Origin of the sequence: Streptomyces sp. NPDC004609, from assembly GCF_042873655.1 — a bacterium.
Classification (GTDB): domain Bacteria; phylum Actinomycetota; class Actinomycetes; order Streptomycetales; family Streptomycetaceae; genus Streptomyces.
The window spans coordinates 42,119-67,937 of the sequence record NZ_JBIALS010000040.1; the positions used below are offsets into that span (position 1 = coordinate 42,119).

The 25,819-nt window shown below is 72.5% G+C and carries 19 protein-coding genes and 1 riboswitch; of the genes, 14 read left to right on the plus strand and 5 right to left on the minus strand.

The genetic code is table 11. The features are described 5' to 3' along the window. Window positions 1–96 precede the first annotated feature (96 nt). From ACFYT4_RS30260 to ACFYT4_RS30300, 9 genes are all read left to right on the plus strand, one after another. Window positions 97–951: a Scr1 family TA system antitoxin-like transcriptional regulator gene (locus tag ACFYT4_RS30260; RefSeq protein WP_389275996.1), complete on the plus strand. Its 855-nt coding sequence runs from the start codon at window positions 97–99 to the stop codon at window positions 949–951. Next, on the plus strand, window positions 948–1,130 hold the full coding sequence (locus ACFYT4_RS30265; RefSeq protein WP_389275999.1) for a DUF397 domain-containing protein: 183 nt from the start codon (window positions 948–950) through the stop codon (window positions 1,128–1,130). The genes ACFYT4_RS30260 and ACFYT4_RS30265 overlap by 4 nt, the downstream gene beginning before the upstream one ends. 95 nt (window positions 1,131–1,225) lie before the next feature. Next, a complete protein-coding gene (locus ACFYT4_RS30270; protein WP_389276002.1) occupies window positions 1,226–1,411 on the plus strand; it encodes a DUF397 domain-containing protein in 186 nt (61 codons plus the stop codon). Window positions 1,412–1,503: 92 nt separating this feature from the next. Continuing rightward, on the plus strand, window positions 1,504–1,692 hold the full coding sequence (locus ACFYT4_RS30275) for a DUF397 domain-containing protein (RefSeq protein WP_389276005.1): 189 nt from the start codon (window positions 1,504–1,506) through the stop codon (window positions 1,690–1,692). Window positions 1,693–2,222: 530 nt separating this feature from the next. Continuing rightward, window positions 2,223–2,379, plus strand: a riboswitch (cyclic di-AMP (ydaO/yuaA leader). A 2-nt stretch (window positions 2,380–2,381) separates the two neighbouring features. After that, entirely contained in the window at window positions 2,382–2,864 is a 483-nt protein-coding gene (locus tag ACFYT4_RS30280; protein ID WP_389276008.1) for a transglycosylase SLT domain-containing protein, read from the plus strand. A gap of 378 nt (window positions 2,865–3,242) precedes the next feature. Next, window positions 3,243–6,740 (plus strand): sigma-70 family RNA polymerase sigma factor, encoded by a 3,498-nt coding sequence (locus tag ACFYT4_RS30285; protein WP_389276012.1) that lies wholly within the window; start codon window positions 3,243–3,245, stop codon window positions 6,738–6,740. Window positions 6,741–6,912: 172 nt separating this feature from the next. Beyond that, window positions 6,913–10,035, plus strand: coding sequence for a helicase-related protein (locus tag ACFYT4_RS30290; protein ID WP_389276015.1), 3,123 nt, complete (start codon window positions 6,913–6,915; stop codon window positions 10,033–10,035). Then, window positions 10,032–11,885 carry a DrmB family protein gene (gene drmB, locus ACFYT4_RS30295; protein ID WP_389276018.1) on the plus strand — a complete coding sequence of 618 codons (1,854 nt, stop codon included), beginning with the start codon at window positions 10,032–10,034 and terminating at the stop codon, window positions 11,883–11,885. The genes ACFYT4_RS30290 and drmB overlap by 4 nt, the downstream gene beginning before the upstream one ends. Next, window positions 11,882–12,970: a DNA helicase gene (locus tag ACFYT4_RS30300; RefSeq protein ID WP_389276022.1), complete on the plus strand. Its 1,089-nt coding sequence runs from the start codon at window positions 11,882–11,884 to the stop codon at window positions 12,968–12,970. The genes drmB and ACFYT4_RS30300 overlap by 4 nt, the downstream gene beginning before the upstream one ends. A gap of 175 nt (window positions 12,971–13,145) precedes the next feature. On the opposite strand, the gene ACFYT4_RS30305 is transcribed toward ACFYT4_RS30300, so the two are convergent. Then, window positions 13,146–14,504, minus strand: coding sequence for an MFS transporter (locus tag ACFYT4_RS30305; protein WP_389276025.1), 1,359 nt, complete (start codon window positions 14,502–14,504; stop codon window positions 13,146–13,148). A 219-nt stretch (window positions 14,505–14,723) separates the two neighbouring features. Between ACFYT4_RS30305 and ACFYT4_RS30310 the strand changes: the two genes are divergently transcribed. Both ACFYT4_RS30310 and ACFYT4_RS30315 read left to right on the plus strand, forming a co-directional pair. Further along, on the plus strand, window positions 14,724–15,686 hold the full coding sequence (locus tag ACFYT4_RS30310; RefSeq protein WP_389276028.1) for a sugar-binding transcriptional regulator: 963 nt from the start codon (window positions 14,724–14,726) through the stop codon (window positions 15,684–15,686). A gap of 43 nt (window positions 15,687–15,729) precedes the next feature. Beyond that, window positions 15,730–16,365, plus strand: a complete 636-nt coding sequence (locus tag ACFYT4_RS30315) for a class II aldolase/adducin family protein (RefSeq protein ID WP_389276031.1) — start codon at window positions 15,730–15,732, stop codon at window positions 16,363–16,365. Window positions 16,366–16,831: 466 nt separating this feature from the next. On the opposite strand, the gene ACFYT4_RS30320 is transcribed toward ACFYT4_RS30315, so the two are convergent. The 4 genes from ACFYT4_RS30320 to ACFYT4_RS30335 form a co-directional block, all read right to left on the minus strand. Beyond that, window positions 16,832–17,842, minus strand: a complete 1,011-nt coding sequence (locus ACFYT4_RS30320; RefSeq protein ID WP_389276034.1) for an NAD(P)-dependent oxidoreductase — start codon at window positions 17,840–17,842, stop codon at window positions 16,832–16,834. Next, window positions 17,839–19,563: an FGGY family carbohydrate kinase gene (locus ACFYT4_RS30325; RefSeq protein ID WP_389276037.1), complete on the minus strand. Its 1,725-nt coding sequence runs from the start codon at window positions 19,561–19,563 to the stop codon at window positions 17,839–17,841. The genes ACFYT4_RS30320 and ACFYT4_RS30325 overlap by 4 nt, the downstream gene beginning before the upstream one ends. 557 nt (window positions 19,564–20,120) lie before the next feature. After that, entirely contained in the window at window positions 20,121–21,170 is a 1,050-nt protein-coding gene (locus ACFYT4_RS30330) for an MBL fold metallo-hydrolase (protein WP_389276040.1), read from the minus strand. Between the two features lie 184 nt (window positions 21,171–21,354). Continuing rightward, complete coding sequence (locus tag ACFYT4_RS30335; protein WP_389276043.1) at window positions 21,355–22,293, minus strand: LysR family transcriptional regulator; 939 nt, start codon at window positions 22,291–22,293, stop codon at window positions 21,355–21,357. Window positions 22,294–22,612: 319 nt separating this feature from the next. Between ACFYT4_RS30335 and ACFYT4_RS30340 the strand changes: the two genes are divergently transcribed. From ACFYT4_RS30340 to ACFYT4_RS30350, 3 genes are all read left to right on the plus strand, one after another. Beyond that, complete coding sequence (locus tag ACFYT4_RS30340; RefSeq protein ID WP_389276046.1) at window positions 22,613–23,431, plus strand: IclR family transcriptional regulator; 819 nt, start codon at window positions 22,613–22,615, stop codon at window positions 23,429–23,431. A gap of 364 nt (window positions 23,432–23,795) precedes the next feature. Next, complete coding sequence (locus ACFYT4_RS30345) at window positions 23,796–24,974, plus strand: acyl-CoA dehydrogenase family protein (RefSeq protein WP_389276049.1); 1,179 nt, start codon at window positions 23,796–23,798, stop codon at window positions 24,972–24,974. A 1-nt stretch (window position 24,975) separates the two neighbouring features. Beyond that, window positions 24,976–25,819: CoA transferase (locus tag ACFYT4_RS30350; RefSeq protein ID WP_389276052.1), on the plus strand; the 844-nt coding region annotated here is incomplete at its 3' end.

The window sequence follows — 25,819 nt, forward strand, 5'->3', positions numbered from 1 at the left end:
GCGCCTGTTCGATGGACAGTACGTGAACGGCTCGATCACTCTGGGTGAGTTCCGCTCGGGGCGCGCGCCCCACGCAAGGACCCGGAGGTGTGGCGAATGACCATCGACGATACCGAAACGACGGCCGGCGACTGGGAACGGGAGCCCGACCCGTCGGACAGTCTGCGAACGTTCGGCGCGGTCGTCCAGGCGTTACGCGAACACGCGGGTCTGAGCCGCGCCGAGTTCGCGGTCGCGGTCCGCTTCTCCAAGCACACGGTGGCATCGGTGGAACTGGGCCGCCGGATGCCGGACGAGGCGTTCATCGAACGGGCGGAGGAGGTACTGGGGAACACGGGGGCGCTGCGGAAGGCGGCGCGGCATCTGACCAGGGGAGAGCCGGGGCTGGCGGCGTGGTTCCGGCGGTGGGCCAAGCTGGAGCGGGTGGCGGTGAGCCTGAGCACGTATGAGTGCAGGCTGGTGCCGGGGTTGTTGCAGTCGGAAGGGTACGCGCGAGCGGCATTCGACAGTCGCATCCCACCGCTGTCGGACGAGCAGATGGACGCGCAGGTGAACGCCCGGATGGAACGGCAGCAGCTCATCCGGGAGCGCCCCAACGCCTCGTTCAGCTTCGTAGTGGATGAGCACATCGTTCAGCGACGACTCGGCGGAGACGAGGTCACTCGCCAACTGCTGGATCACATACTGATGTTCACTTCGATGCGCAACGTCTCGCTCCAGATCATGCCGATCACATGTCAGCATCACGCCGGACTCGACGGCCCGTTGGCTCTGTTGGAGACCCCCGAAGGCAGAAACCTTGCCTACTCGGAGGGGCAGGAGAGCGGTCGGTTGATTGCTGACCCGAAAGAGGCAGCCGTGCTGCATCGACGGTATGCAACACTCCGCTCACAGGCCCTCAGCCCCTTGGAGTCCGTGGGCCTGCTGGAGCGGATCAGAGGAGCACTATGAGTGACACCGAACCGGCCTGGTTCAAGTCCAGTTACAGCGGCACCGCTGGCGACAACTGCATCGAGATCGCCGCCACCGACCAGACCGTTCACGTACGGGACTCCAAGGACCTGGCGCGCCCGCACTTCGCCGTCGGGCGGGACGGCTGGTCGGCCTTCGTTCAGTACGTCCGAGACTGACCCCTCGGAACTGGCTCAACCCGTACAACCAACCCCAGCCAACACAGCCGGGCACACGAGCAAGCGCAGGCCCGGCTGTGGGTGAGGAGCGCACGATGAGCAGGAGAGCAGAACTCTCTTGGTTCAAGTCCAGTTACAGCGGTACTCAAGGCGACAACTGCGTTGAGGTCGCCGTCACCGAACAGGTCGTCTGCGTACGGGACTCCAAAGACGTGACAGGCCCCCGCTTCGCCGTTGGTCGGGAGGGCTGGGCCGTGTTCGTGCAGTACACCCGAAGCTGAGCCTCCGAAGTGACCCACTCGTACAACGAGTGAGTCATCACAACTTGGGCCCGCCCGCAAGGTGCGGGCCCGAGCCAGTGGAGAGGAGTGCAATGAGCGACTCAACCGGTCCCGTCTGGTTCAAGTCCGGCTACAGCAGCGCCCAAGGTGACGACTGCATCGAGGTCGCCGTCACCGATCAGGCCGTACACGTTCGTGACTCCAAGGACCTGGAGCTCCCGCATTTCGCCGTCGGCCACCTCGGGTGGGCCCGGTTCGTGAAGTACGCCGCACACCACTGATCCGTACGCAGGCATGCCATCAGCCGGTCCCGGGTAACGGTGGGATCCGCCGGGCCCGGGAGCGGCGGGCGGGGAGGGTGACGCGCGGCGCCTCGGGATGCGGCTGGTCAGGTCCCTCATGGAGGGGCTGGGGACCTGCGCAGTGCGCGCGGCATGCGGGAGTCGCCGGTCAGGGCTCACCTCCGCGAGAGTATGACACCCGTTGGGGCTAATGGGCTAAATGTCCATTATGCCTGCCTTTCTCTCCAATGCCCCTAAATAGCCTTTCCTGTTGCCTCTTTTAGATAACGGCTCGATAAGTGACAAGCGTCACCTGGGAGCCAAAAAGATCAATTCACCCCTGTCTCATTCCATCGCCACAAAACGCGAGTTGGGCATATCCGCCAGATCATGAACATCCGGCACTCGACAGTCGCACCCGGCAAAGGGTTTCGAAAAGGAATCCGCGTCTTGTTCCCCCCGCCCGGTCTCGTCTACGGTCTTGCACTACTCGGGACGGAACGCCTCATCCTGCCGCCGTCCGACAAACGAGGACCAACTCACTCACTCATGGCAGGAGCGGGGGAACCAGGTAAGCCGCCGGTACCGCAAGGGACCGGCTTGGGGTGAATCCGCATCATCCGATGCGGTAGGGCATCTCCAGCCCGAATCCGACAGCTCACCTCGCAGGCGACGGAGAGGAAAACAACATGCCTGCCCAGGTAAAGCAGCACCGGTTCGGAAACCGCTCGTTCACCCGGGGACTCGTCGCGCTCGGGGCCGCAGGCGCCGTGCTGGCGCTCCCGCTGGCCGGTGCGGCCACGGCCCACGCGGCCCCCGCCGCCGCGACGGCGGCCAAGGCCACGACGTACCCCAACAACCTCGACGGCTGGATCAGGGAAGCGCTGTCCGTCATGGCCGCGAACGGAATTCCGGGCAGCTACGAGGGAATTCACCGGAACATCATGCGCGAGTCCTCCGGAAACCCGCTGGCGATCAACAACTGGGACTCCAACGCGGTGGCCGGAACACCCTCCAAGGGCCTTCTCCAGGTGATCGACCCGACCTTCCGGGCCTACCATGTTCCGGGTACTTCGACCAACAGCTACGACCCGGTCGCCAATATCTCCGCCGCCTGCAACTACGCGGCCGACCGGTACGGCTCGATCGACAATGTATTCGGGCCCTACTGACAATCCTTGAACTTCATCACGCGAGAACGCCCCCGTACCCCCGGGGGCGTTCTCGCGTCATGAGGCCGACCCACCCCGCAGGGCCCGAAGGCCGAGCCCTGCCCAAGGACAGTGAGGACCGGAACGAGGAAGTGGACGGGGGCCGGCACTCCGGCCGCACCCCCGGCGCCGAGCGGCCGACGGAACCGGCGCGACCGAGACCGCGAACCGGTCCGGCGGGCGTACACAGGATCGGCCATCTCCCGTTGCCGATCGACGCGTTGACAATGTCAACACGCTTCTCTACCTTGTGGGCCTGAGGTTCTGTCCTGCTTCCGTTGAGCAGCCGTGCGGGGCGAGTTCCGGGGGCATGTCATGCGACACAGGGGGGTGTGAGTCATGAGTGAGGCCACGGCGGATGGGCGGGGTACTCCCGGGCTCCGGGAGGCATTGCGCGAGTTGTACGCGGACCTGTGCCGGGAGGCGGTGCGAGGGGTTGTCTCCGAACTCACCTTCCGGGTACGGGCCCAGGCCATCGGGCTCGGCGAAGCGGAACAGATACGGCTGCGGGCCGAGCTGGCCCGGATGGGACTGACGGTCCGACAGGTCGGGGCGCATCACGCACAAGGGGACAGTTCTCGGCCCCGAATGGTTGCACCGGATCCGGGGGCGGGGCGTGTCGGGGCCGCTCGCGCGCTCCTCGCCCGGTACGCGGACGGCGAGGGCCGCGTGAGCACGCGGGCCGTCGAGGGGGTCGCCCGGCTCGCGGGGCTGGACGCACGGGAGACGCGTGAGCTGCGGGAGTCCGCGAGGTTACTGCCGGAGGAGGGCTCCGGCGAGCACGCCCCCGGAGCCCGGGCCGGGCACGCCGGGACCGGAGCGGTGGAGGCCGGTTCCGGCCGGGGGCCGGATGCGGAGGCCGGGGCAGGGGGCGGCGGAGACACTCGGGGGCTCGCGCGGGCCGTCGCCGCGGCGCGGGCCGTGCTCGACGACGACCGTTTCACCAGACAACCCGGACGGCGCCTGCTGACGGCGGAGGAAGAGGTCGGGCTGGGAGTGCTGATCCGCGGGGGCGCGGCGGCGATCGTGGTGGCGCCGACCGAACGCGAGGTCGCGGATCTCCCGGCCACGGACATCCGGATCGCGGCCCGCAACTGCCTGGTGGCCCACAACACCCGTCTGGTGTGGAAGATCGCGACGCGCTACGCCGAACAGGGCCTCGACATGGACGATCTGGCCCAGCACGGGATCCTCGGGCTGCTGCGGGCGGCCGTGAAGTTCGACCCCGCCATGGGCAACAAGTTCTCCACGTACGCGACCTGGTGGATCCGGCAGTCGATCACCCGAGCCATCGCGGACGAGGGTGCCGTCATCCGGATCCCGGTCCATATGCACGAGACGATGCGCAAGGTCGGGCTGGCGGAGAGGCAGCTCCAGTCGCAGGGCCGCCCGGCGCGGGCAGCGGATGTGGCGGTGGCGTGCGATCTGAGCGTGCACCGGGTCGAGGAGGTCCGCCGTCTGAGCAGGCGTACGGACTCGCTGGACCGGGTGGTCGGCGACGGCGCGCACCTGGGCGATCTGGTGGCCCTCGCCCATCCCCTCCCCTCGACGGAGCAGCTGGTGATGGGGACGCTCCAGCACGACTACCTCCAGCATGTGCTGGACACCCTCGGCGAGCGTGAAGCGCGCATCGTGCAGCGCAGGACGGGGTTCGACGGCGAGGACCCGGCCACGCTGGAGGAGCTGGGCCGGGAGTTCGGCGTCACCCGTGAGCGCGTCCGCCAGCTGGAGGGCAAGGCGTTCGAGGCGCTGCGGGGGAAGCTGCTGGCCGCCGGGTTCGGCCCGGGGCACGTGGAACCGCCCGACCCGCCGAGCCCGTCGGCGCGGCGGTTCCGGGCCACGAGACGGCCGTCGGCCAGGCGTGGGGCAGGGGGCCCGTCGGCCTCGTACCGGGCAGCGGGCCGCCAGGCCGCTCCGCGCGGTCCGGCAGCGCGCACGCCGGTCGGCGGCCGCCCGTCCGGGGACGCCGGGCGGCCGGACCGGAGGCCGCCCGGCCGAGGGGTCACCGGCCAGAGGCCGCCCGGCCGAGCGGCGCACGACCAGGGGGTGCCGGGCGGGGCCGGGATCCCGGTGCCCGTACGGGAGGAACGGCACCCGGTGTCCGCGCGGGCCGCCGACGGTCCGGCAGCGCCGCCCGGCGAGGAACCGACGGCCGCGGCGGAATCCTCGGCGGGCAGGACGGCCCGGGAGGCGGCGGACGGGAAGGCGGCGGACATGTCCCGGTACACGGCCGACTGGCAGCAGGCGGTCCGGCTCTCCGCGCGGTCCGACGGCGGGGCGGTCGGGCTCGCCGAGTACGCCCTGCTGGCCCTCGGCCATCTCCAGCTCGCCGTTCTGCTGGGCCGGTCCGGCGCCGACCGTGTCGTGGCCGCCGTACGCGACCGGCGGCTCGACGACCGGCAGGTGGTCACGGCCCTGGAGGTCCTGCACAGGGTCTTCGACACCCTCAAGGGCGCCGGTCTGCGGCCCGAGGACTTCTTCGAGCGCCCCTGCGCGGTGCTGAAGGGGGTCACCCCGCGCCGGTACCTGGCGGACCGCCCGCTCGTGGGAGGCGAGTCGCGGGTCGCGATCCGTGACGCTCTGCGCGAGTTCGCCGCCCATGTGATGCCGATTCCGGAGGAGCTGGGCGCGGTGGACCCGGACGCCGTACGGGAACGCGTACCGGCCGTGGCGGAGGACCGGGAAGACCGGGGTACGGGCGAGCCCGCCGTACGTGCGCCCCGGTCCGAGCCCGTGCTGCCCACGGGGGCGGGGGCACGGGACGAAGCCGGGGCGGAGGTGGACTCCCGTGGCGAAGGCTCCGGCAGCGAACCTCCGGCCGAGGCGGCCCCGGACGCGTCACCCGCCGTGCCCGGGGGCGGCCTCGCGCCGCCGGACTCTGCGCTGCCGGGGGCCGCCGGCGCGCTTGATGAGGAACGACGTGACGAGGAACACGAGGAGCGAGGGGAGCAGCCGGATGAACCGGACACTCCGGCGGAGTCGGCGGCCATGACGGCCGCGGCGGAGGTCGCCGTGGAACCCGCGGCCGGGACGGCGGCCGGGTCGGGGGCCGAGGGCGTGGAGGAGGCCGCGGCCGAGGGCGCACCACCCGAGGCCACCGCCGAGGGCACACCACCGCACCCGCCGGTCACCGCGCCACCCGTGCCCCCGGGCGTCGATCACGAGCAGCTCCTCGCGCTGCGCGAGGAGTACGAGATTCAGCTGACCGTCGCCCTGGAGGAGTACGAGGAGCGTCTCGATCGCTCCTACGCGGACCGCGAGGCGGCGGAACGCCGACTGCGGGCGGAGCACGAACGTGCCCTCGACGCCGAGCGGCGGCGGGCTGAGGCGGAGCTGGCCGCCGCACGCGCGGACACCGATCGGCAGCTCGACGAGCTGGAGGCCGTACTCCTGCGGCGCGTGGACCTCGCGCTGCTGCGCCAGGAACGGTCACTGCGCCACGAGGCCGGCGAACGGCTCGAACGGCTGCGGGGCGGGACCCACCAGGCACCCGAGGCGGCGCACCCGCGCCTCGCAGCACACCAGGCCCCTGAAGCCGACCCCGGCCCCGACCCCCGCATCACCGAACTCGAAGCGCGGCTGCGGCAGTCGGAGGCCGAGTCCGCCCGGCGGGACGAGGCGCTCCGGCAGGCCGAGGAGCTGGCGGCCTCCCGGGTCCAGGCCGTGGAGCGGTGGGCGGCCCACCAGATCGCCAAGGCCGAGAGGACCGCGGCCCAGCGGGCCGCCCGGGCCGCGCACGACACCGGGCTGCGTATCACCGAACTCCAGGCGCAGTTGGAGGCCGCCCGGAGCACCGGCTCCCGTCCGGCCCCGCGCGACGAACCCGGCCGGGACTGACCGCCACCGCGCAGGCCACCCGCCACCCGCCGACCCGTACCCCTCGCACAGCACACCGGCGCCCGTCCCACCGGCAGCGGCCCGCCCCACCCCGCCCGTCCCCCGGACCACGGCCGGACCGGGGGCCGACCGCCCCGCCCGCGCGCGACCCTCACGTACCTCCGAGGAACCCATGGACCCCAGGCAAGAACTCGTCGACCATCTGCGGCGCCGGCTCGTCGGCCCCGCCCACGGCGAGGACGAGATCCTCGCGGCTCCGCCCGACCGTGAGTATCTCCTGGGCACCCTCTACGCCCAGGAGGCCGATCTCCAGCGGCAGTTGGCACTCGCCGCCGAGGAACCGGACGGTCCCGGCACCGAGGGCACCGCCGCCGACACCCGCCCGGCGGACGATCCCGTACCCGAGTCCAACGCCTGGCTCCCCTCCTCCCTCGGCTTCAGCTTCTACACCGACGCCGAGGAGATCGAGGTCACCTGCGGCGGTGCCCACTACCGCACGCTGCCCGCCGACGGCACCCACGGCAGGCGCTGGCGGCGGCTCCCCCTGCACGACGAGATCCACCGGCTCGGGCCCGGCCGGGACCTGATCACCGTCCTGGAGGGCCGGGCCGAGATCCGGCTGCGCCGCCGTCCCCTCGGGGAGGGCAGCCTGGTCACCGTCGCCCTGGTGAACGCGGCCCGTACCGAGCCCGCGCTCGGCCGCGCCGACCAGTGGGGCAAGACGCTGTTCCAGGTCACGCTGGGCGCGCGGCCGCTGAACGGCACGGTCCGGGAGTACCCCAGCGTCCGGCTGGCGAGCCGCGACCCGGAGGAGCAGGAGCTGCGCCTCCAGTACCGCCATGTCAGGACGTACGCCGTCGGTCACGGCTGTGCGGTGGAGGAGCTCACGGACGAGAGCGGGGCGGTCACCGCGCTCAGTGCGGCCGTACTGCCGGAGGCCGAAGTCCCGGCGACCCGCGCGGCGGGACTCACCGGTGCCCCCGTCCTGAACGTCCTCCATCTGGCCGACCCCGCCCTGCCCGTGGACGAACTGCGCGGGGAACTGGAGGCGTTCACGGCAGACTACCGCCTCTGGTACGAGGCGCAGCGGCGGACCGAGGTGCCGCCGTGGGGGCGGCAGGCCGCCGACCGGGTGCTCGGCCGGATCGAGGCGGCGCTGATCCGGATGGAGTCCGGGGTGGCCACCCTGTGCGACCCCGGGCGCCCCGAACTGCTGGAGGCATTCCGGGCCGCCCAGCTCGCCATGGCCCTCCAGATGCGGCACTCGGCCCGGGACCAGGCCGGTGAACGGCGTACGCGGCGCGATCCGGCGCAGAGCGATCCCGCACCCGACCCCGACGCCTCCTGGCGCCCGTTCCAGCTGGCGTTCTTCCTGCTCGCGCTGGACGGGGTGGCCGATCCGAGCCACCCGGACCGGGAGCGGGCGGATCTGATCTGGTTCCCCACCGGCGGCGGCAAGACGGAGGCGTATCTGCTGCTGGCGGCGTTCGTGATGGTGCTGCGCCGCTACGAGCACGACGGCGGCGGTACGGCGGTGCTGAGCCGCTACACGCTCAGTCTGCTGACCACCCAGCAGTTCCAGCGGGCCGCGACCACGGTGTGCGCGCTGGAGACGCTGCGGCGCGCCGAGCCCGAGCGCTACGGCGACGAACCGTTCTCGATCGGGCTGTGGGTCGGCGAGGCCACCTCGCCCAACTCGTACGAGGCGGCCGTGACGGCCTTCGGCGAGGTGCGCGCGGCGGCCCGGCCGGAGGACGTGTTCATCCTCGACCGCTGTCCGTGGTGCGGGACCCGTGTCCTGCCGGAGCGCCGTTCGGCGGACATCGGTGACTACGGGATCCGGGCCGGGGCCGACTCCTTCGGCTTCTTCTGCCCCCGTGACGCCTGCGCGTTCCACGACGGACTGCCCGTGGCGGTCGTCGACCAGCAGCTGTACGACCGGCCGCCGACCTTCGTCCTCGGCACGGTCGACAAGTTCGCCCGGCTCGCGTGGGAGGGCCGGGCGGGGCGGCTGTTCGGGCTCGGTACGGGCAACCGGCCGCCGTCGCTCGTCATCCAGGACGAGCTGCATCTGCTGACGGGCCCGCTCGGCACCACCGTGGGACTGTACGAGTCGGCGATCCTGAGCCTGTGCGAGACCGGCGACGGCGTCGGCCCCAAGGTGGTGGCGTCCACGGCGACGATCCGCAGATCCGGTGAGCAGGTCCGGGCCCTGTACGGCACCGAGGTGCAGCTCTTCCCGCCCGCGGGGCTCGACGCCCGCCACTCGTACTTCGCCGAACCCGACACCTCCCGTCCGGGCCGCCGCTATCTGGGGGTGATGGCGCAGGGGCACACGGCGGGCCGCGCGGCCGTGGCCACGGCGGCGGCGATGCTCCAGGGCGCGTGGGAGCTGCCCGAGGAGCACCGGGACGCGTACTGGACCCTGGTGGCGTACCACCACAGCCTGCGGGAGCTGGGCCGTACCGTCACCGCGGCCGCCGACGACATCCCGGCCCAGCTCGCCGGGCTCGACACCGGCAGGGGCAGCCGCCCGCTGGCCGACCACGAGGTGCAGGAGCTGACCAGCAATCTGGCGCGTGCCGAGCAGCCGCTGCTGCTGGACCGGCTGGAGAAGCCCTGGACGGATCCCGGGGCCGTGTCCTTCCTGCCCTGCACCAACATGCTGTCGGTCGGGGTCGATGTGAAGCGGCTGGCGCTGATGCTGATGCAGGGGCAGCCCAAGACGACCGCCGAGTACATCCAGGCGACCAGCCGGGTGGGCCGCCACCGGGTGCCGGGGCTGGTGGTGGCGTTCTTCAACGCCACCCGTCCGCGGGACCGTTCGCACTACGAGACCTTCGGCGCCTACCACCAGGCCCTGTACCGGCATGTCGAGCCGACCAGCGTCACCCCCTGGTCGGTGCCCTCGCGCCGCCGGGCCCTGCACGCCGCGCTGGTCGTCCTCGTACGCCACCGGCTGGGCCTCGCCGCCGAGAACCGGGCGGGGGATCTGCCGGATCTGATGCCCGAGGCGCGGGCGGCGGCCGGCCTGCTGGTGCGCCGGGCGGCGGCCGGTGATCCGCGGGCCGCCGACGCCGTGCGCGCCGAGGTGGCCGAGCTGCTGGCGTCCTGGGAGCAGGCCGCGCGGGACGCCCGCCGGGAGGGCAAGGAGCTGTACTACCGCAGCCAGGGCAAGGGCCAGCACCATCTGCTGAAGAACTACGAGCAGTACGGCGGTCTGTGGGAGACCCCGCACTCGATGCGCAGTGTGGACCGGGAGTGCCAGGTCACGGTGAAGGGAGCCGATCAGTGAACCGGACTCTGCGGGTGCGCCAGGCGCAGACGGTGGTGCCGTTCGGTGTGGGCGCGGTCTTCGACATCCAGGGCGAGTCGTTCGTCGCGACGGGCATCGGCGACTGGCCGAGGGCGCGCCTGCCCGTCGACTCGCCCCGGCTGGCCTCGCGGCTCGGGGTGAGCGGCTTCTACTCGGCGCCCGCCACCCTCAACGACCGCTACGACCGCCCCGACGCGCCGGGAGCGCCGTACATCCGCTTCCCGGCCTGGCTGTTCTGCGGCTCCTGCCGCCGGATGGTCCGCTGGCGCATCACGGACGAGAAGCCCGGCACTCCGCCGCGCTGTCCGTCCTGCTCGCCCGTCCGCCGGCTCACCCCCATGCGGTTCGTGCAGATCTGCGCGGCGGGCCATCTCGGTGACGTCGACTGGTGGTTCTGGGCCCATGCCCGGCGGGACGCGGCGGCGCGGCAGGCGTGCGGCTCGCGCGAGAGGCTGCGCTTCCGGGTCTCCGAGCGGGCGGCCGGTCTGGAGGCGCTGTCCGTCGGCTGTACGGCACCGGGCTGCGGCGCCTCCCGGGATCTGCTGGACGTGCTCGGGACCCACGGCATGCGCTGCTCCGGGCGGAATCCGTGGCAGCGGCTCGCCGAGGCCGCCGACTGCGCGAGGCCCGTGCAGGTGGTCCAGCGCACGGCGGGCAATCTGTACTACCCGCTGGTGCACTCGGCGCTGTCGATCCCGGAGAGCGGGCTGCCCGCGCCCGCCGACGAGGCACTGGCGGAGCGCGTACGCGCCAGCGACTTCTGGGTGCCGCTGTGCCGGGTCGCCGGGACGCCCCGCGCCGGTGTGTTCCGGCAGATGATCCAGGAGGACACCGGGGCGGACGACGCCCTGCTCGACGCGCTGCTCGCGGAGGAGACCGGGACGAGCGCTCCGGCGGGCGCCGGGGAGGCGGCTGCCGCGACGGGGCCGGTGCGCCCGGATCTGAGCGTCGAGGAGTGGGCGGCGTTCATGGCCCCCGACCCTCCCCTCACCCGGGACTTCAGTCTGCGGGAGTCGGGGCTCGGGCTCGACGCGGAGACGGCCGGGCCCTGGGCGGGGCTGCGCCGGCTCACCGGCCGGGTCGTGCTCGCCGACCGGCTGCGCGAGGTCCGGGCGCTGTCGGGCTTCACCCGGGTCTCCCCGGACGCGGCCGTGGTCCCGGCCGACACCTCCGGCAGGCTGCGCTGGCTGCCCGCGGTGGAGGTCTACGGCGAGGGGATGTTCCTCACGCTGGACCACGGCGCGCTGACGGCGTGGGAGCGGAACGCGCGGGTGCGGGCCCGGGTGGCCGCGATGGCCGGCGACCTGGACCGCTCTTTCCAGAAGGACCGCCTCCAGGCGCTGACGGGCGAGGAGCTCTCGCCCCGCTTCGTCCTCCTGCACACCCTCGCCCATCTCCTGGTGCGCCAGCTCTCGTTCGAGTCCGGCTACACCACGGCGAGCCTGCGTGAACGCGTCTACGCCCGGCCCGGGCACGACCAGTACGGCATCCTCGTCTACACGGCCGCGGGCGATGCCGAGGGCACCCTCGGCGGGCTCGTCCAGCAGGGCGAGCCGCCCCGGCTGGCGGAGACCCTGCTGCGGATGACCGAGGCCGCGGCCTGGTGCTCGGCGGACCCGCTCTGCTCGGAGCACTCCGGGCAGGGCTTCGGCAATCTCAACCGGGCCGCCTGCCATGCCTGCGCCCTGCTCCCGGAGACGAGCTGCGAGACGGGCAACACCCTGCTGGACCGTGTTCTCGTGGTGGGCGGCGCGGGTGTTCCCGGGTACTTCGAGTCCCTCGTCGCCGAGGCGCGCGCCGCGGCCGTACGGGAGGGAACCGCGCCATGACCCTGACGTATCTCGACCTCACCCCCGCCCAGCGGAATCTGCTCGACGCGCTCCCCTTCACCGGGAACCATCTGGTGGACGGGCCCCCGGGGAGCGGCAAGAGCCTGCTGGCCGCCCAGCGCGCGCTGATGACGGCGCTCACCGGCACCCCGACCGTCCTGCTCACCCGGTCCAATCTGCTGCGCCAGTCCCTCGCGCCGCTGGTGGAGGCGCTGGGCTCCGAGGACGCGGGGGTGACGGTGGCGACGGCCCACTCCTGGCTCGCCGGCTGGTACGGCGAGGGCGCCCCGCGGGCCGACGACGGCTGGTACGACTGGCCGGCGTTCTACGAGCGGGCGGCCCTCGGCGAGTCCCCCGGCGGGCTGAGCCTGGTCGTCGACGAGGGGCAGGATCTGCCGCCGGCCTTCTACCGGCTGTGCCGGCTGCTCGGGGTGGGGGTGACCGTGTTCGCCGACGAGTGCCAGCGGCTCACCGACACCCAGTCGACCCTGGCGGAGATCGAACGGGGTCTCGGCGTGTGCGCCCGGCACGGCCTCGGCGGCAATCACCGCAATACGCGTCAGATCGCCGAGCTGGCCGCCCACTTCCACACGGGGGCCGCGCCTCCCGCGCTGCCCGAGCGGATCGGGCCGCGTCCCCGGCTGCACCGGCTGGCGGGTCCCGAAGCCGTGACCGAGCTGCTGGTCTCCCTGGTGCGGGAGCGGCCGGGGCACAGCGTCGGGGTCGTCGTGAACTCGACGCGTACGCAGTTCGAGCTCATCACCCGCCTGGAGCGGCGGGCTCCGGAGCTGAAGCCGCAGATGTACACCGCGCAGGCGACCCACGGCAGATACCGGACGCTCGATCTGTCCCGGCCCGGGCCGGTCGTCGTCCACCGGGCCAGCGCCAAGGGGCTGGGCTTCGACACGGTCGTCGTTCCGGACACGGAGACGGACGCGGCGGCGGATCCCACGTCGGCGGGGCTGCGGATGGCGTACTACGTGCTGGCCACCCGGGCCCGCAGGGAACTGCATCTGGGGTTCGCGGGCGCGGACGAGCCGGTGGTGCTGGCGGACATCGCGCGGGACGTCCTGGTCCGCGGCTGACACGGCGGCGCCGGTCTCCCCGGACGGCGAAGGGGAGCGGGTACGGGCGCGGCGGGTGTACGAGGTGCATGGGTACGGGCGCGGGGGCGCGGCAGGTCGTGCCGTGCGCCCGCGCCCGTACGGTTCCGTGGCCGTGAGGTTCCGGCGGACCCGGGGGGCCTGGGCGGCTTGGGGGTCAGCCGGTTGTCGCCCGTTCGGAGGCCGGGCGGGTGCTGCCCGCCGTCGCGGGCGTCAGGGGCTCCGGTACGGCTCCGGGGCCGGGGCCGGTGGTGGCTCCGGAGTCCGGCTCCTTCAGGAAGAAGGTGAGGACCAGACCGAGGAGGTAGACGGAGGCGAGGACCCAGACCGTGCCCTCGATGCCGAGCGGGCCGACCAGACCGGCGATGGCCGAGCCGGCGAACTGGCTGAGACCGGCACCCAGGTTGAGGATGGCGACCGCGGCGGCCACGTGACGCGGGGCGAGCATCGGCATGATCGCGGACAGGGGGACGAACGCTCCCAGCGCCAGGCCGTACACGATGGCGACGGCCAGGGTGATACCGAAGCCGGGGCCGACCGCCTCGGGCACGTAGTACAGGGCCAGCACGGTCACGAAACAGCCGAGTCCGCCCGCCCAGGCGACCGTGTTGACGCTGCCGATCCAGTCCGCCACATAGCCGGACAGCAGATTCGCGGCGACGTTGGCCAGGAGCATCGTGCCCCAGATGGTCTGCCACTGGGCGGTGGAGAAGCCGACGTCGTTGACCATATGGGTCGTCAGGAACACGACGAAGGCGTAGAAGGACAGGGTGTTGATCAGGCGGACCACGCCGCCGACGCCCACCCGGGGGTGCGTCTTGACGATGGTGAGCGCGTTGAGCATCTTCGCCACGGACTCCTTCGTCGACGCCGGGGGGCCGGTGACGGCACGGGCACGGACGAGGAAGACGATCAGAAGGCCGCCCGCGGCGACGAAGGCGAGCGAGAGCCAGAGGGTGGCCATCTCACCGATGAGGGGGATGACCGCGCCGGCGAAGTAGGAGCTGATGACGCCGAGGCCCATGGTGGAGGCGAACCAGTACCAGCTGACGGCACGGCTGAGCTTGTTCTCCGGGGTCTCCATGGCGATCCAGACCAGGAATCCGTACGCGAAGAAGGGGTAGCCCAGCCCGCGGATGCCGAAGGTGAGGAGCATCAGCGGATAGTTCCCCGCGGCCACGCCGACGGTCAGGAAGAGGACCTCGAAGACGGCCCAGATCCCGAGGCCCAGCAGCATGACCCGGCGGGGGCCCCATGCCTCGGCGAGGGCGCCGGAGAGCCAGGCGGCGACGGCGACCACGAAGCCGTACACCGTCCACAGCAGGGCGACCTCACTGCCCGCGAGGCCCCGTGACTCCAGGTAGGGGGAGAGGAAGCCGACTTCGATGCCGTCGCCGACCATGAAGAGCATGACGGCGAGATAGCCGAAGGCGAGCGGCCGGACGATCCCCTGCCGTTCGAGGAATCCGGGGCGGGGCGCGGCGGCTTCGCCCGTGGGACGAGGCGAGGTGGTCATGTGTCCTCCGGCGTACACAGCAGACGCGTGAACATCTGATCAACAATCGAACCAAAGTGCATGTAATATGAGTGGCCACCCCTCGGCTGTCAAGCCTCGGCCGGGTACCCGTTACGGGGCCGCCGCGGGAGCCGCCCGGGGCGGGCAGGGGTCCGCGCTCCCGTTCACCGCCCCTTGACCGGCGGACGGAACGAGGGGCAGGATCCGAACGGAGGATCAATGGAGAGAACAAATGGTCAGAAGCAACCGCCCCTGGGCAAGATCGCGCGGTTGTACTACGAGCACGGTCTGACCCACCAGGAGATCGCCGACCTGTGCGGGCTCTCCCGGATCAAGGTCACCCGGCTGCTGGCGGAGGCCCGGCGCGTCGGCATCGTGGAGATCACGGTGCACAGCGACGACCATCTGTTCGTGGGCCTGGAGTCGGCCCTGGCGGACGCCTACCCGCTGCGGCAGGCGTGGGTGGGCCCGGCGTTCGAGGACGGGACGCGGGCCCTGAACTCCCTGGGGGCGGTGGCCGCCGAGTGTGTCGCCACCTTCCTGGAGGACGGCACGACCGTCGCCGTGGGCCTGTCGGGGTCGGTCGCCGCGATTCCCGGGCATCTGCGCCGGCCCGCGGCCCGGGACCTGAGCTTCGTCCCGCTCACCGGCAGCCGGGGCGGTGTCTCCCGGGCGGGCGGCTCGCTCGAACTGGCCCTCGCCTTCGCCGCCGCCGTGGACGGGCACGCCTATCAGCTGCCCGCGCCCCTGCTGGCGCGCAATCCGCAGGCGGCACAGGTGTGGCGCGAGGACCCCGCCGTCCAGGAGACGCTGGAGCGGGCCGTATCGGCGGATGTGCTGATCGCGGGCATCGGCGGTACGAGTGTGAACGCCGGCCTCCTGGTCCAGAGCCTCAGCCCCGCCGAACTGGACGGCATCCGCGAGCGGGGAGCCGTGGGCGACCTCTCCGGCCGCTTCTTCGACGCGGACGGCGCCGCCGTGCCCGGCGAGGTGGACGAACGCCTGATCGGCCCGAGCCTCCGGCAGCTGCGGGCGGTGCCCGTCCGTATCGGTGTGGCCCGCGGCGCCTCCAAGCGGCAGGCGCTGGAGGTCGCGATGCGCCAGGGCCTGATCAACGTACTGGTGACCGATGTCACCACCGCCGAGGAGCTGCTGGCGAGCGCCGGCGGCAGCACCCCTTGAGCGCCTTCATGAGCATGCGGGCATTCGGACGAAAGGACACGATGTGAAGCCGGTTCATACCCGGGAGGATCTGTGCGAACGGCTGGCCGAGGTCGGCCGGACCGCCGTGGAACGCGGACTGGTCCTCGCCAGCGGGGGAAACCTGTCGGCCCGGCTGCCCGGCGGCGACGAGTTCGTGGTCACGGGCGCGGGAACCTGGCTGGACCGCCTGGAGCCCGCCGACTTCACCGTGATGAACCTGGCCGGTGAGCGGACCGGGGGCGCGGCCAGGCCGTCCAGCGAGTGGAAACTCCACCAGCGCACCTACCAGGTCCGCCCCGACGTCAACTGCGTGGTCCACCTCCACCCCCAGCACGCCGTCCTCCTCGACGCGGTCGGGGAACGCATCCGGCTCATAACGCTCGACCACGCCTACTACGTACGCTCCGTCGGCACCGTCCCCTACCACCCCAACGGCTCGGACGAACTCGCCGACGCCTCCGCCGAGCAGGCTCGTGACCACGACTGCATGGTCCTCTCCCACCACGGCTGCTCCTCCCTCGGCAAGGACATCGGCATGGCCTTCCGCCGCGCCATGAACCTGGAGGAGGCGGCGATCGCGACCTACCGCGCCCTCACCCTGGGCAACACGACCGCGACGTTCCCCCCGGAGGCCCTGTCCTCCCTCCACCACGCCTGACCACACCAACACCACTGGGCGGGCCCCCGTTCACACGGGGGCCCGCCCACAGTCAGTACCCGACGGGCCACAAGCAACCAGCCTCGCCAGCCCTCGGAGACGCGGGAACACAAGAAACCAGCCTCGCCGGCGATCGAGCGCGGGGACACAAATCCACCCCCACCGGCTGCTGGTGAGGCGGCGGAGCATAAACCCGTCCCCACCCGCCTTGAGGAGCGGGGACACAAGACCAGCACCGCCAGCGGATCGAGGCGCGGGGGCACATTCCACCACCGCCGCCTCCTGAGGCCGCGCGACAAGCAACCCGCCATGCTTCGGAGGCGCGGGAGCACAAAAACCAGCCCCGCCGGCGATTGAGGCGCGGGGGCCCGGGGGCAGAGCCCCCGGCAGGCGGCCCGCACCGCCGCAGGGGCATCCGCACCAAGCCCCCGCCGGGGCCACCGGCCCCACCCGCCCCCGCCCCACGTCACACCGTGGTGAACACCTCCCCGTTGGCCACCGCCTCCGGCCGCTCCCCCGTCGCCCACGCCCGCAGGGCCCGTTCCGCGATCCGGGAGTGCTCGGTGACGACGTCGTCGGACGCCCCGCCGATATGCGGAGTGAGCGTCACATTGTCGAGCCGGAACAGCTCGGAGTCGGCCGGCGGCGGCTCGGTCCAGAAGACGTCGAGCCCCGCCCCGGCGATCCGCTTCTCCCGCAGCGCTGCCATCAGCGCCTCTTCCTCGACGACGGCCGCCCGCCCGGCGTTCACGAAGTAGGCACCGGAACGCATCAGGGCGATCTGCGGCGCGCCGATGAGCCCCACGGTCGAGTCGTTGAGCGGCACATGCACGGTGACGACGTCGGAGCGCCTCATCAGGTCGTCCAGGCCGACGATGTCCGCGTCGTCACCGAGCGCGCCGGGCTCCAGGAAGGGGTCGTACACCAGCACCTTCATGCCGAAGGCGAGCGCCCGCCGCATCACCCGGCGCCCGATCGCGCCGCCGCCGACGATGCCCAGGGTCCGTCCGCCCAGACCGATCCCGCGGAAGCGGGCGTACGGCTCGAAGACGTCGTCGGCGCACCAGTTCCCGGCCCGCATCCACCGCTCGGACGCGCCGGTGTGACGGACCGTGGACAGGATCAGCGTAAAGGCGAGATCGGCGGTGATCTCGGCGTTGCGCGCCGGAGTGGTGGCGACGGGTATACCCCGGCGGGTGCAGGCGGGCAGGTCGACGTTGACCGGGCTGGCCCGGCAGGTGACCACGAGCTTCAGTGCGGGGGCCGCGTCCAGGGCCGCCTGATCGACCTGATCCACCTCGCAGACCACCGCGTCGGCCACCGCGAGCCGGTCGGTGATCCCGGGCCTCGCGAGGGTGGCACCCTCCATGGAGGGCTCCACGATCTCGACGTCGAACAGGTCGGCCAGCCGTGCGGCGGCCACCGGGTCGAACGGCGCGGTGATGAGCAGCCGCGAACGCGGCGACGCACTGGTCACAGGGACTCCAATCCATCGGCGCCAGGCGCCGACTCTGAGCTGTCGGAAGCGACGGACGTGTCGGAAACGGCGGAGGTACCGGCGGCGTCGGCGGTACCCGCGCTGCCGGGGCCGCCCGCGCTCTCGGCGGTACCGGAAGCGGCGGACGTACCGGAAACCGCGGACGGACCGGAACCGGAACCGGGGTCGGCGGAAGCGGGCGGGGACGCCAACCCCTCGGTCGCCGACCGCAGTTCACGCAGCGACGGCCACACGGGCCGCAGCGCGTCCCTGGCGGCGGCGAAGGCGCGCGCCTGCCGGTCGTGCAGGTCCCGCACGGCGGGGTCGGGCGCGAACGTGGCCACGGAACCGGCCAGGGCGGCGAGCGCGGTGCCGAGGTCGTCGGTCACCCCGCCGGTCACCATGGCCAGCGCGGCCACTCCTCGGGCCCCCAGCTCGGGCGCGCCGGAGCGGGCCACCGGCCGTCCGGTGATGTCGGCGAGCACCTGGCACATCAGGTCCGAGGAGGCCGAGCCGCCCGCGATCCGCAGCACGCGCCCGTCCGCCGGTTCGCCGAGGCACTCCCGCACGGTGAACGCGATCCCCTCGTAGACGGAGCGCAGCAGCTGCCCCGGGGTCGTACGGACGCTCATGCCGATCCAGGAGGCGGACGCCGCACGGTCGACGAACGGGGCGCGTTCGCCGTTCGGCGAGCCGTACGGGAGGTAGACGACACCACCGGCACCCGGCCCGGCGGCCCGTGCCTGCCGCTCCACCTCCGCCCAGTCGCCGTCCCGCTGCCCGGTCACCGAACGGACCCAGTCCAGGTTGGGCGCACCCGCCATCGGGGCCAGGCATTCGAGGACCGGCCCGCCCGGGCCGGTCGCCAGCGTGATCAGTCCTTCGGCGGTGCTGCCTCCGCTCTCCTGACGGACCGTCGCGGCGAAGGCCGTGGTGCCGACGATGAGATAGGCGTCACCGGGCAGGACGGCGCCCAGCCCGACTCCCGCGGCGGCGGCGTCGACGAGTCCGGCGGCCACCGGAACGCCCACGGGAAGCCCGGTGGCATCCGCGGCCTCGGCCCCGACCGTGCCGGCCGCCGACTCCGGCGGACGTACGGGTGCGAGCAGATGCCGGAAGCGCTGATGGCCCAGCGCCTCGATCAAGGCGTCGGAGTAGGTCCCGGTGGACACGTCCAGATAGGTGCGGGACGCCTCGGACGCGTCGGTGGCGACCTCGCCCGTCAGCCGGAAGCGGATCCAGTCCTTGCAGTTCAGCTGGTGGACCGCCCGGGCCAGCCGTTCGGGACGGTCCTCCTCCAGCTGCTCCAGCAACACCGGCAGGGCCCCGGGGAACAGGGACGAGCCGGTGACACCCCGTACGAGGGCGCCGCGGCCGTCCCGCTCCCACTCGGCGACCCGCGCGGCGGCCGAGCCGTCCATCCAGATCGCCGCGGGGCCGCACGGCCGTCCGTCGGCGTCCACCAGCCAGGCGCCGTCGCCCTGGCCGGTGACCCCCACCGCCGCGATCTCCACTCCGTCACCGGCCTGCCGCACAGCCGAACGCACGGTGTCGCAGACCGCGGACCACACCTCGTCCATGTCCTGCTCCACCCGGTCACCGTGGTGCGCGACCCGCAACGGCACACGCGCCCGGCCGAGCTGCTCCCCGTCGGGGGCCAGGACAACGGCTTTGACCGCGGTCGTGCCAGCGTCGATGCCGACCACTGCCTGCCGAGTCACTGATGAACCTCCACAACCGAACCTTTGAACATTGGTTCATTGAACGATCCAAAGTGCAGCAAACCTAGGCGCGCACGTCGCCGCAGTCAACCGCCTCGACGGGCGGGTGACGTGCGGGCCCGGGCTGCGGGAGAGGGGGCGTGCGGCGGCGTACGCCGCGGGGCCGGTGCGGCCGGCCCGCCCTCCGTACGCCTGGCGGGTCGGCCGACCGGCCGGCGCCGCGCCTGATCGTGAGGGGATTCAGGGACTCAGGGAAGGGGCAGGGGGTGACGACTTCAGGGGCGCAGGTGAAGGCACGAGCCCCGGGGCGAAGGGGGCCAAGGGGGCTCGGCGCGGCTCCGTGGCGCACCGGGCGCCTCCCGGAGCCGGAGCCGGGGCAGGGGAAGGGGCAGGGGCAGGGGCAGGGGTGCGTGCACAGAACACGGCAGCCGTACGGAGCCCCGGCACCCGGACACACGAGGGCCGGGGCGACACCGCCCCGGCCGGATCCGCGCACCCCGTCACTCCGACGAACCGCACCCGCACGCGCACGCGTGCGTCACGCGTACGCACCGGGCTCAGGCGGCGGCCGCCAGGTGCCAGCTCACCGGGGCACCCTCGGCGCGGCGGGCCTCGCCCCGCATCTCCAGCAGTCTGAGGTGGGCCAGCGTCTCCGCCAGCGCGAAGCGGCGGTTGGTGGCGCTGAACGACTCCCAGGGGCGGGACCAGGCGAGCCGCCCGGCCAGCGTCCACGCGGTGGCGCCGGGCACCTCGCCCAGCAGGGAGTGCAGTTCCTTCAGCCGCTGGGCGTGGTGTTCCGCCATCACCGCGACCCGCTGGGACAGCCCGCGGAAGCGGTACTCGTGCGCGGGCAGGACCTCGTCCACGGACAGCCGGTCCAGCCGCTCCAGCGACAGGAGGAAGGCGGACAGCGGATCCCCCTGGTCCTGACGCATCACCGCGATCTGCGGGGTGATGCGCGGCAGCACATGGTCCCCGGAGAACAGCAGTCGCTGCCTCTCTTCGTAGAAGCAGGTGTGCCCCGGGGTGTGCCCCGGCGTCCACACGGCCCGCAGCTCCCGGCCGCCCGCGGTGATCGTCATGCCGTCCTCCAGCAGGAGGTCCGGCAGCGGCGGGCGGAAGTGCCGCTCCAGCTCCAAGCCGCCGGCCGCCGAGCACGCCATGTCCTCCGGAACGCCGTGCCGGCGCATCTGATCGCCGATGACCCCCGCCCACAGCTCGACGCTGGCGGGTATGGACTTCAGTTCCGCCGCGTCCAGGGAGTGCATCGCCACCCGGGCGCCGGACGCCTCGCGGATCCGGCCCGCGAGCCCGAGATGGTCACCGTGGAAGTGGGTCACGAGGACGGTCCGTACGTCCGCCGCGCCGTAGCCGAAGGAGGCGATGCCCCGGGTCAGCGCCAGCCAGGACTCGTCCGCGTCCCACCCGGCGTCGACGAGCACCAGACCGTCGGCCGCCTCCAGGGCGTACACCAGGACGTAGCGCAGCGGATTGTCGGGGATCGGCACGGGGATCGACCAGAGCCCGTCGGCCACCCGTTCCACCGGGGGCAGGACACCGTCCTGCCACGCCTGCCACTGCTCGCGGCCGGTGATCTCGATGCTCACGGGGCTCCTCTCGCCGGGACCCGCGCCGACGGGCGTGTCCGCCGCTCGCAGCCCCCGCATCCTGCTTCCAAGCAAAGATCCGCTGTTTACTTTTTCGTCTGCGATTGAGACATGTCAAGCTTCTCATGACGACAAAAGGGAACTTACCCCGATCAACGGCAAGGAAATACCGGCAAACAATCATTTACTCAAGGGAGTCGTCCGTAGCGTCGGTCACCTCGCCGCCGGAGGGTGCCCGGCCCGGCACCGCCCCGCTCTGGGCCAGGTCGAAGAACGCCTGCGCGGCCGGGGACAGCGGGTCCCCCCGGTGCAGGAGGTAGCAGGTGCGGGGCACGGTGAAGTCGAGCGGTTTCACGATCGCGCCCAGCCGCTCGGCGGCCCGCGCCTCGGGTTCGGGGAGCACCGCAGCCCCGACCCCGGCCAGAATGAGCGGAACGATGGCGTCCCGGTGCGCGGTCTCCACCACGACGGTGAGCGGGGGCAGTTCACGGGCGGCCAGTTCGGCGGCGAACCACGCGCGCAGCTCGGTCTGCTGGGCCAGCCCCATCAGCACCCGGCGCCCGACGAGCTCCGCGAGCCGCAGCGGCCCGTCCGGGAGCGGCCCGGTGTCCGGCGGGAACACGGCGAACGACTCGGTGAGCGGCAGACGCATCGAACGGTACTTGGGGTAGGCCGCCGCGTGGCTGTGCAGCAGCAGTTCCGCCTCGCCCCGGCGCAGACTGTCGAGTCCGTCCTCGTCGGGTGCGGCATCGTGGACGCGCAGCCGGACCCCGGGGTAGCGCTCGCTGAACCGGGTGATCAGAGGCACCGCCGGGTCGACCCGGAGCAGCGGTCCGACCGCGAGATCCAGCACGCCGGTGGTGAGGCGGTCGACCTGTTCGACCGCGGCCCGTACGCCGTCGAAAGCGCGCAGCGTCCGGCGGGCCGGGCCGACCAGGGCGCGGCCCGCGGGCGTCAGGGTCAGGGTGCGGCCGCGCTCGATGAGGGGCGTGCGCAGCTCCCGCTCCAGCTCTTTGACCGCCTGGGAGACCGAGGGCTGGCTCAGGTGCATGCGCCGCGCCGCCTCGGAGATGCTGCCGGCCTCGACGACCGCGATGAAGTAAGCCAGATGGCGACGGTCCACAGGCAACACCTATCACAGGCCGGGTATCCCAAGGGGAGGCCGATGCCCGGAGGGAGGCGGCCCACAGGAGCCGGGCCCGAGGTCGCCCCGGGAGCCGCCCGGCCCGGGGTGGCCGGCCCGACGGGTGGGAAGGGAGCGGCTCCGGCGGCCCGCACGGCCGGGCCCGCGAGGGCGGGAAGGGCGGGGTGGGCGGGCGGTGAGTCGGCCCGGATGGCCGCCCGCCGCACGGCACGCCGGACAGCACATCGAGATTGCCTATGCGAGCCATAGGTATCCCAAGGATTTACTGATGTCGTTCTGCGGCATAGCGTGCCGGTGGATGGGTCGCACGGGGCCTGGCCCGGCCCGGCCCCGCAGCCGCCGCCGAGGGGAGCCAAGGGGAACCGAGGACGGACATGCAGGGTGTGCAACGGGTATTGCACCTGCTGGGCTGGTCTCCGAGCACCAGCCGGTCGGTGTCGGTGATCTGTCCCGGGCCTCGGGACTGCCGAAGTCGACCGTACAGCGGACCCTGGGCGCGCTGGCCGACGCGGGCTGGATCCGTCCCGTCGGTGTCGAGTACACCCGCTGGGAACTGACCTCGCGGATGCAGGACCTCGGCCGGCGGGCCTCCCGGCAGGGCGATCTGCGCGAGGCCGCGCTCGGACCGATGCGGGAGCTGCGCGATCTCACCGACGAGACCGTGACGCTCCAGGTCCCGGACGGGCAGCACCGGATGGTGCTGATCGAACGAGTGGACTCCCAGCAGCCGGTACGGACGTTCAACCGGCTGGGCGCCGTCTCCCCGATGCCGGTCACCTCGGCCGGGATCGCCCTGCTCGCCCTGCTGCCCAAGGAGGAGGTGGAACGGGTGCTCGCGGTGCCGGTGCCCCGGCTGACCGAGCGGACGGTGGTGGAGCCCGCGTCGATCCGGGCCGCGATCGAGCACGCGCGGGCCGACGGATACGCGGTGAACGTGGGCCAGAACCGGCCCGGCGTCTGCGCTGTGGGCGCGGCCGTCGTGAACGGGTCCGGGGTGCCGGTCGCCGGAGTCGGCGTCTCGGTCCCGGAGAGCCGCTTCGACCGGGGCCGGGTGCCCTGGTGGGGCAGCAGGGTCCGCGCGACGGCCCAGGAGATCACCGCCGCGCTCACGGACTGACCCCGGACCGGACCGGGGCCGCCTCGCCCCGGCTGCCCCCGGCTCCCGGGAGGTCCCGCACCCGCCCGTACGCCACACCCGTACGCGCCCCCGCCCGCACCCGGACTCCACCGGCTCCCCACGGACCTCACGCATCCCACCCCGCCACTCCACCAACCGCCCCCGACGTCACCGACTGACCTCCGAATCGCCCACCGAGCCCACCGAGCCCGCCGACACCCACCGACCGACCCGTACCCGTACCCCAGGCCACGCCGAGCGCCACCACGGCCCCGGCGGCCCTGACATCACGACCCCCAGCGGAACCACGCGCCGTCCGCCGGCGCGGTGACCCGGCCCTCTCGGGCGGACAAGGAATCCTCCGGTGACCACAAGCAATGACACCCCGGCGACCGTCCCCTTCCTCACCGAGGACCGGCTCGCGATCCAGGCGATGGCACGGGAGTTCGTCGCCAGGGAGGTCCTGCCCGTGGCGAACGAGCTGGACCCGGTGGCGGGCGAGATCCCGATGGAACTGCGCGACAAAATGGCGGAGCTGGGCTTCTTCGGCATCCTCATTCCCGAGGAGTACGGCGGACTCGGCCTCGGTGTCTCGGAGTACGCCCTGGTGGTCGAGGAGCTGGCCCGCGGCTGGATGAGTGTGGCCAGCCTGATCGCCCGGGGCCAGCAGTTCGCCCACGGTTTCGACGCCGGCCAGCGCGCCGCGTATCTGCCGAGGATGGCGCGCGGCGAGTTCCTGAGCGCCTTCGCCCTGTCCGAGGCGGAGGCGGGCTCCGATGTGGCGAACCTGCGCTGCCGGGCGGAACCGGAGGCCGACGGCGGCTGGCGTATCACCGGGCAGAAGATGTGGTGCACCTTCGCCGACGGCTCCGACTACCTCCAGGTCTTCGCCCGCACCCGGCCGCTCGATCCCGAGCACCGCTCCCGGGGCATCACCTGCTTCCTGATGCCCAAGGAGCGCGGCACACTGCCCGACGGTGTGACCGGTACGCCCGTGCGCAAGATCGGCTACCACGGCTGGAAGACCTGGGAACTGTCCTTCGAGGGCGCCCGGGTGGAGCCCGGGATGATCGTCGGCGAGGAGGGCAAGGGGTTCCGGGTCGCGATGGGCGACCTGGTCATCGCCCGTATCCACACCGCCGCCCGCGCCATCGGCCTCGCCCGGGGGGCGCTGGAGGACTCGATCGCGTACGCCGCCCAGCGGGTGCAGTTCGGCCGGCCGATCGCCGACAAGCAGGCCATCCGTTTCAAGATCGCGGACATGGCGACCCGGATCGAGGCGTCCCGCGCGCTGCTGCACCGTATCTGCACCGACTACGACGCCGGGCAGCCGTCCAACCTCCAGGCGTCCATGGTCAAACTGCACGCCACGGAGATGGCCGAACACGTCACCAGCGAAGGCATCCAGATCCACGGCGGCGCGGGTTACACGACGGACTTCGCCGTCGAACGGCACTGGCGCGACGCCCGGCTCACCAAGATCTTCGAGGGCACCTCCGAGATCCAGATGAAGATCATCTCCGACACCCTGCTGGGTCGCTGACATGGCCGCCGACCACACAGCCGACCGTACGGCCGGAGGAGGCACCGGGCAGGCGCCCGGTGCCGGGGCGGGCGGCCCGCTGACCGGGCTGACCGTGCTCGACCTCAGCCGGATGCTCGCGGGCCCCTTCTGCACCATGGTCCTCGCGGATCTCGGCGCCACCGTGCTCAAGGTGGAGCCGCCGTTCGGCGACATGACCCGTAACCAGGGCCCGTACGCGGACGGCGACGAACTCAAGGCGTACGGCGGCTATTTCCAGAGCGTCAACCGCAACAAGCAGGGCCTGGTCGTCGATCTGACCAAGCCCGGCGGCCCGGACGTGATCCGTACGCTGGCCGCCCGCGCGGACATCCTGGTGGAGAACTTCCGGCCCGGCGTCATGGAGCGGTACGGCCTCGGGTACGAACAGCTCGCCGAGATCAACCCGCGCCTGGTCTACACGGCGGTACGCGGCTTCGGCGACCCTCGGACCGGCGTCAGCCCGATCCAGGACTGGCCCAGCTACGACATCGTCTCCCAGGCCATGGGCGGGCTGCTCGGCATCACCGGCCCGGTGGGCGGCCCGCCCGTGAAGACCGGTCCCGGTCTCGGCGACACCATTCCCGGGCTGTTCGCCGCCGTGGGCGCCCTCGCGGCCCTGCGCGAACGCGAGGTCACGGGACGCGGGCGGTTCGTCGACGTCGGTATGTACGACGCGGTGGTCGCCGCCTGTGAACGCATCGTCTACCAGTACTCGTACAACGGCGTCGTCCCCCGCTTCCTGGAAAAAGCCCAGGGCCTGCCCGCCGACCAGGTCTTCCTCGACCTCGAAGACGCCTGCGCCCCCCTCGCCAAACCCGAAGCCC

What these genes read in the sequence shown, in the direction of transcription:
- ACFYT4_RS30280 (WP_389276008.1), top strand. Translation starts at nt 2,382, where the DNA reads ATGCCTGCCCAGGTAAAGCAGCACCGGTTCGGAAACCGCTCGTTCACC.
- ACFYT4_RS30290 (WP_389276015.1), top strand. Translation starts at nt 6,913, where the DNA reads ATGGACCCCAGGCAAGAACTCGTCGACCATCTGCGGCGCCGGCTCGTC.
- ACFYT4_RS30270 (WP_389276002.1), top strand. Translation starts at nt 1,226, where the DNA reads ATGAGCAGGAGAGCAGAACTCTCTTGGTTCAAGTCCAGTTACAGCGGT.
- ACFYT4_RS30260 (WP_389275996.1), top strand. Translation starts at nt 97, where the DNA reads ATGACCATCGACGATACCGAAACGACGGCCGGCGACTGGGAACGGGAG.
- ACFYT4_RS30265 (WP_389275999.1), top strand. Translation starts at nt 948, where the DNA reads ATGAGTGACACCGAACCGGCCTGGTTCAAGTCCAGTTACAGCGGCACC.
- ACFYT4_RS30275 (WP_389276005.1), top strand. Translation starts at nt 1,504, where the DNA reads ATGAGCGACTCAACCGGTCCCGTCTGGTTCAAGTCCGGCTACAGCAGC.
- ACFYT4_RS30300 (WP_389276022.1), top strand. Translation starts at nt 11,882, where the DNA reads ATGACCCTGACGTATCTCGACCTCACCCCCGCCCAGCGGAATCTGCTC.
- ACFYT4_RS30310 (WP_389276028.1), top strand. Translation starts at nt 14,724, where the DNA reads ATGGAGAGAACAAATGGTCAGAAGCAACCGCCCCTGGGCAAGATCGCG.
- ACFYT4_RS30305 (WP_389276025.1), bottom strand. Translation starts at nt 14,504, where the DNA reads ATGACCACCTCGCCTCGTCCCACGGGCGAAGCCGCCGCGCCCCGCCCC.
- ACFYT4_RS30340 (WP_389276046.1), top strand. Translation starts at nt 22,613, where the DNA reads ATGGGTCGCACGGGGCCTGGCCCGGCCCGGCCCCGCAGCCGCCGCCGA.
- ACFYT4_RS30285 (WP_389276012.1), top strand. Translation starts at nt 3,243, where the DNA reads ATGAGTGAGGCCACGGCGGATGGGCGGGGTACTCCCGGGCTCCGGGAG.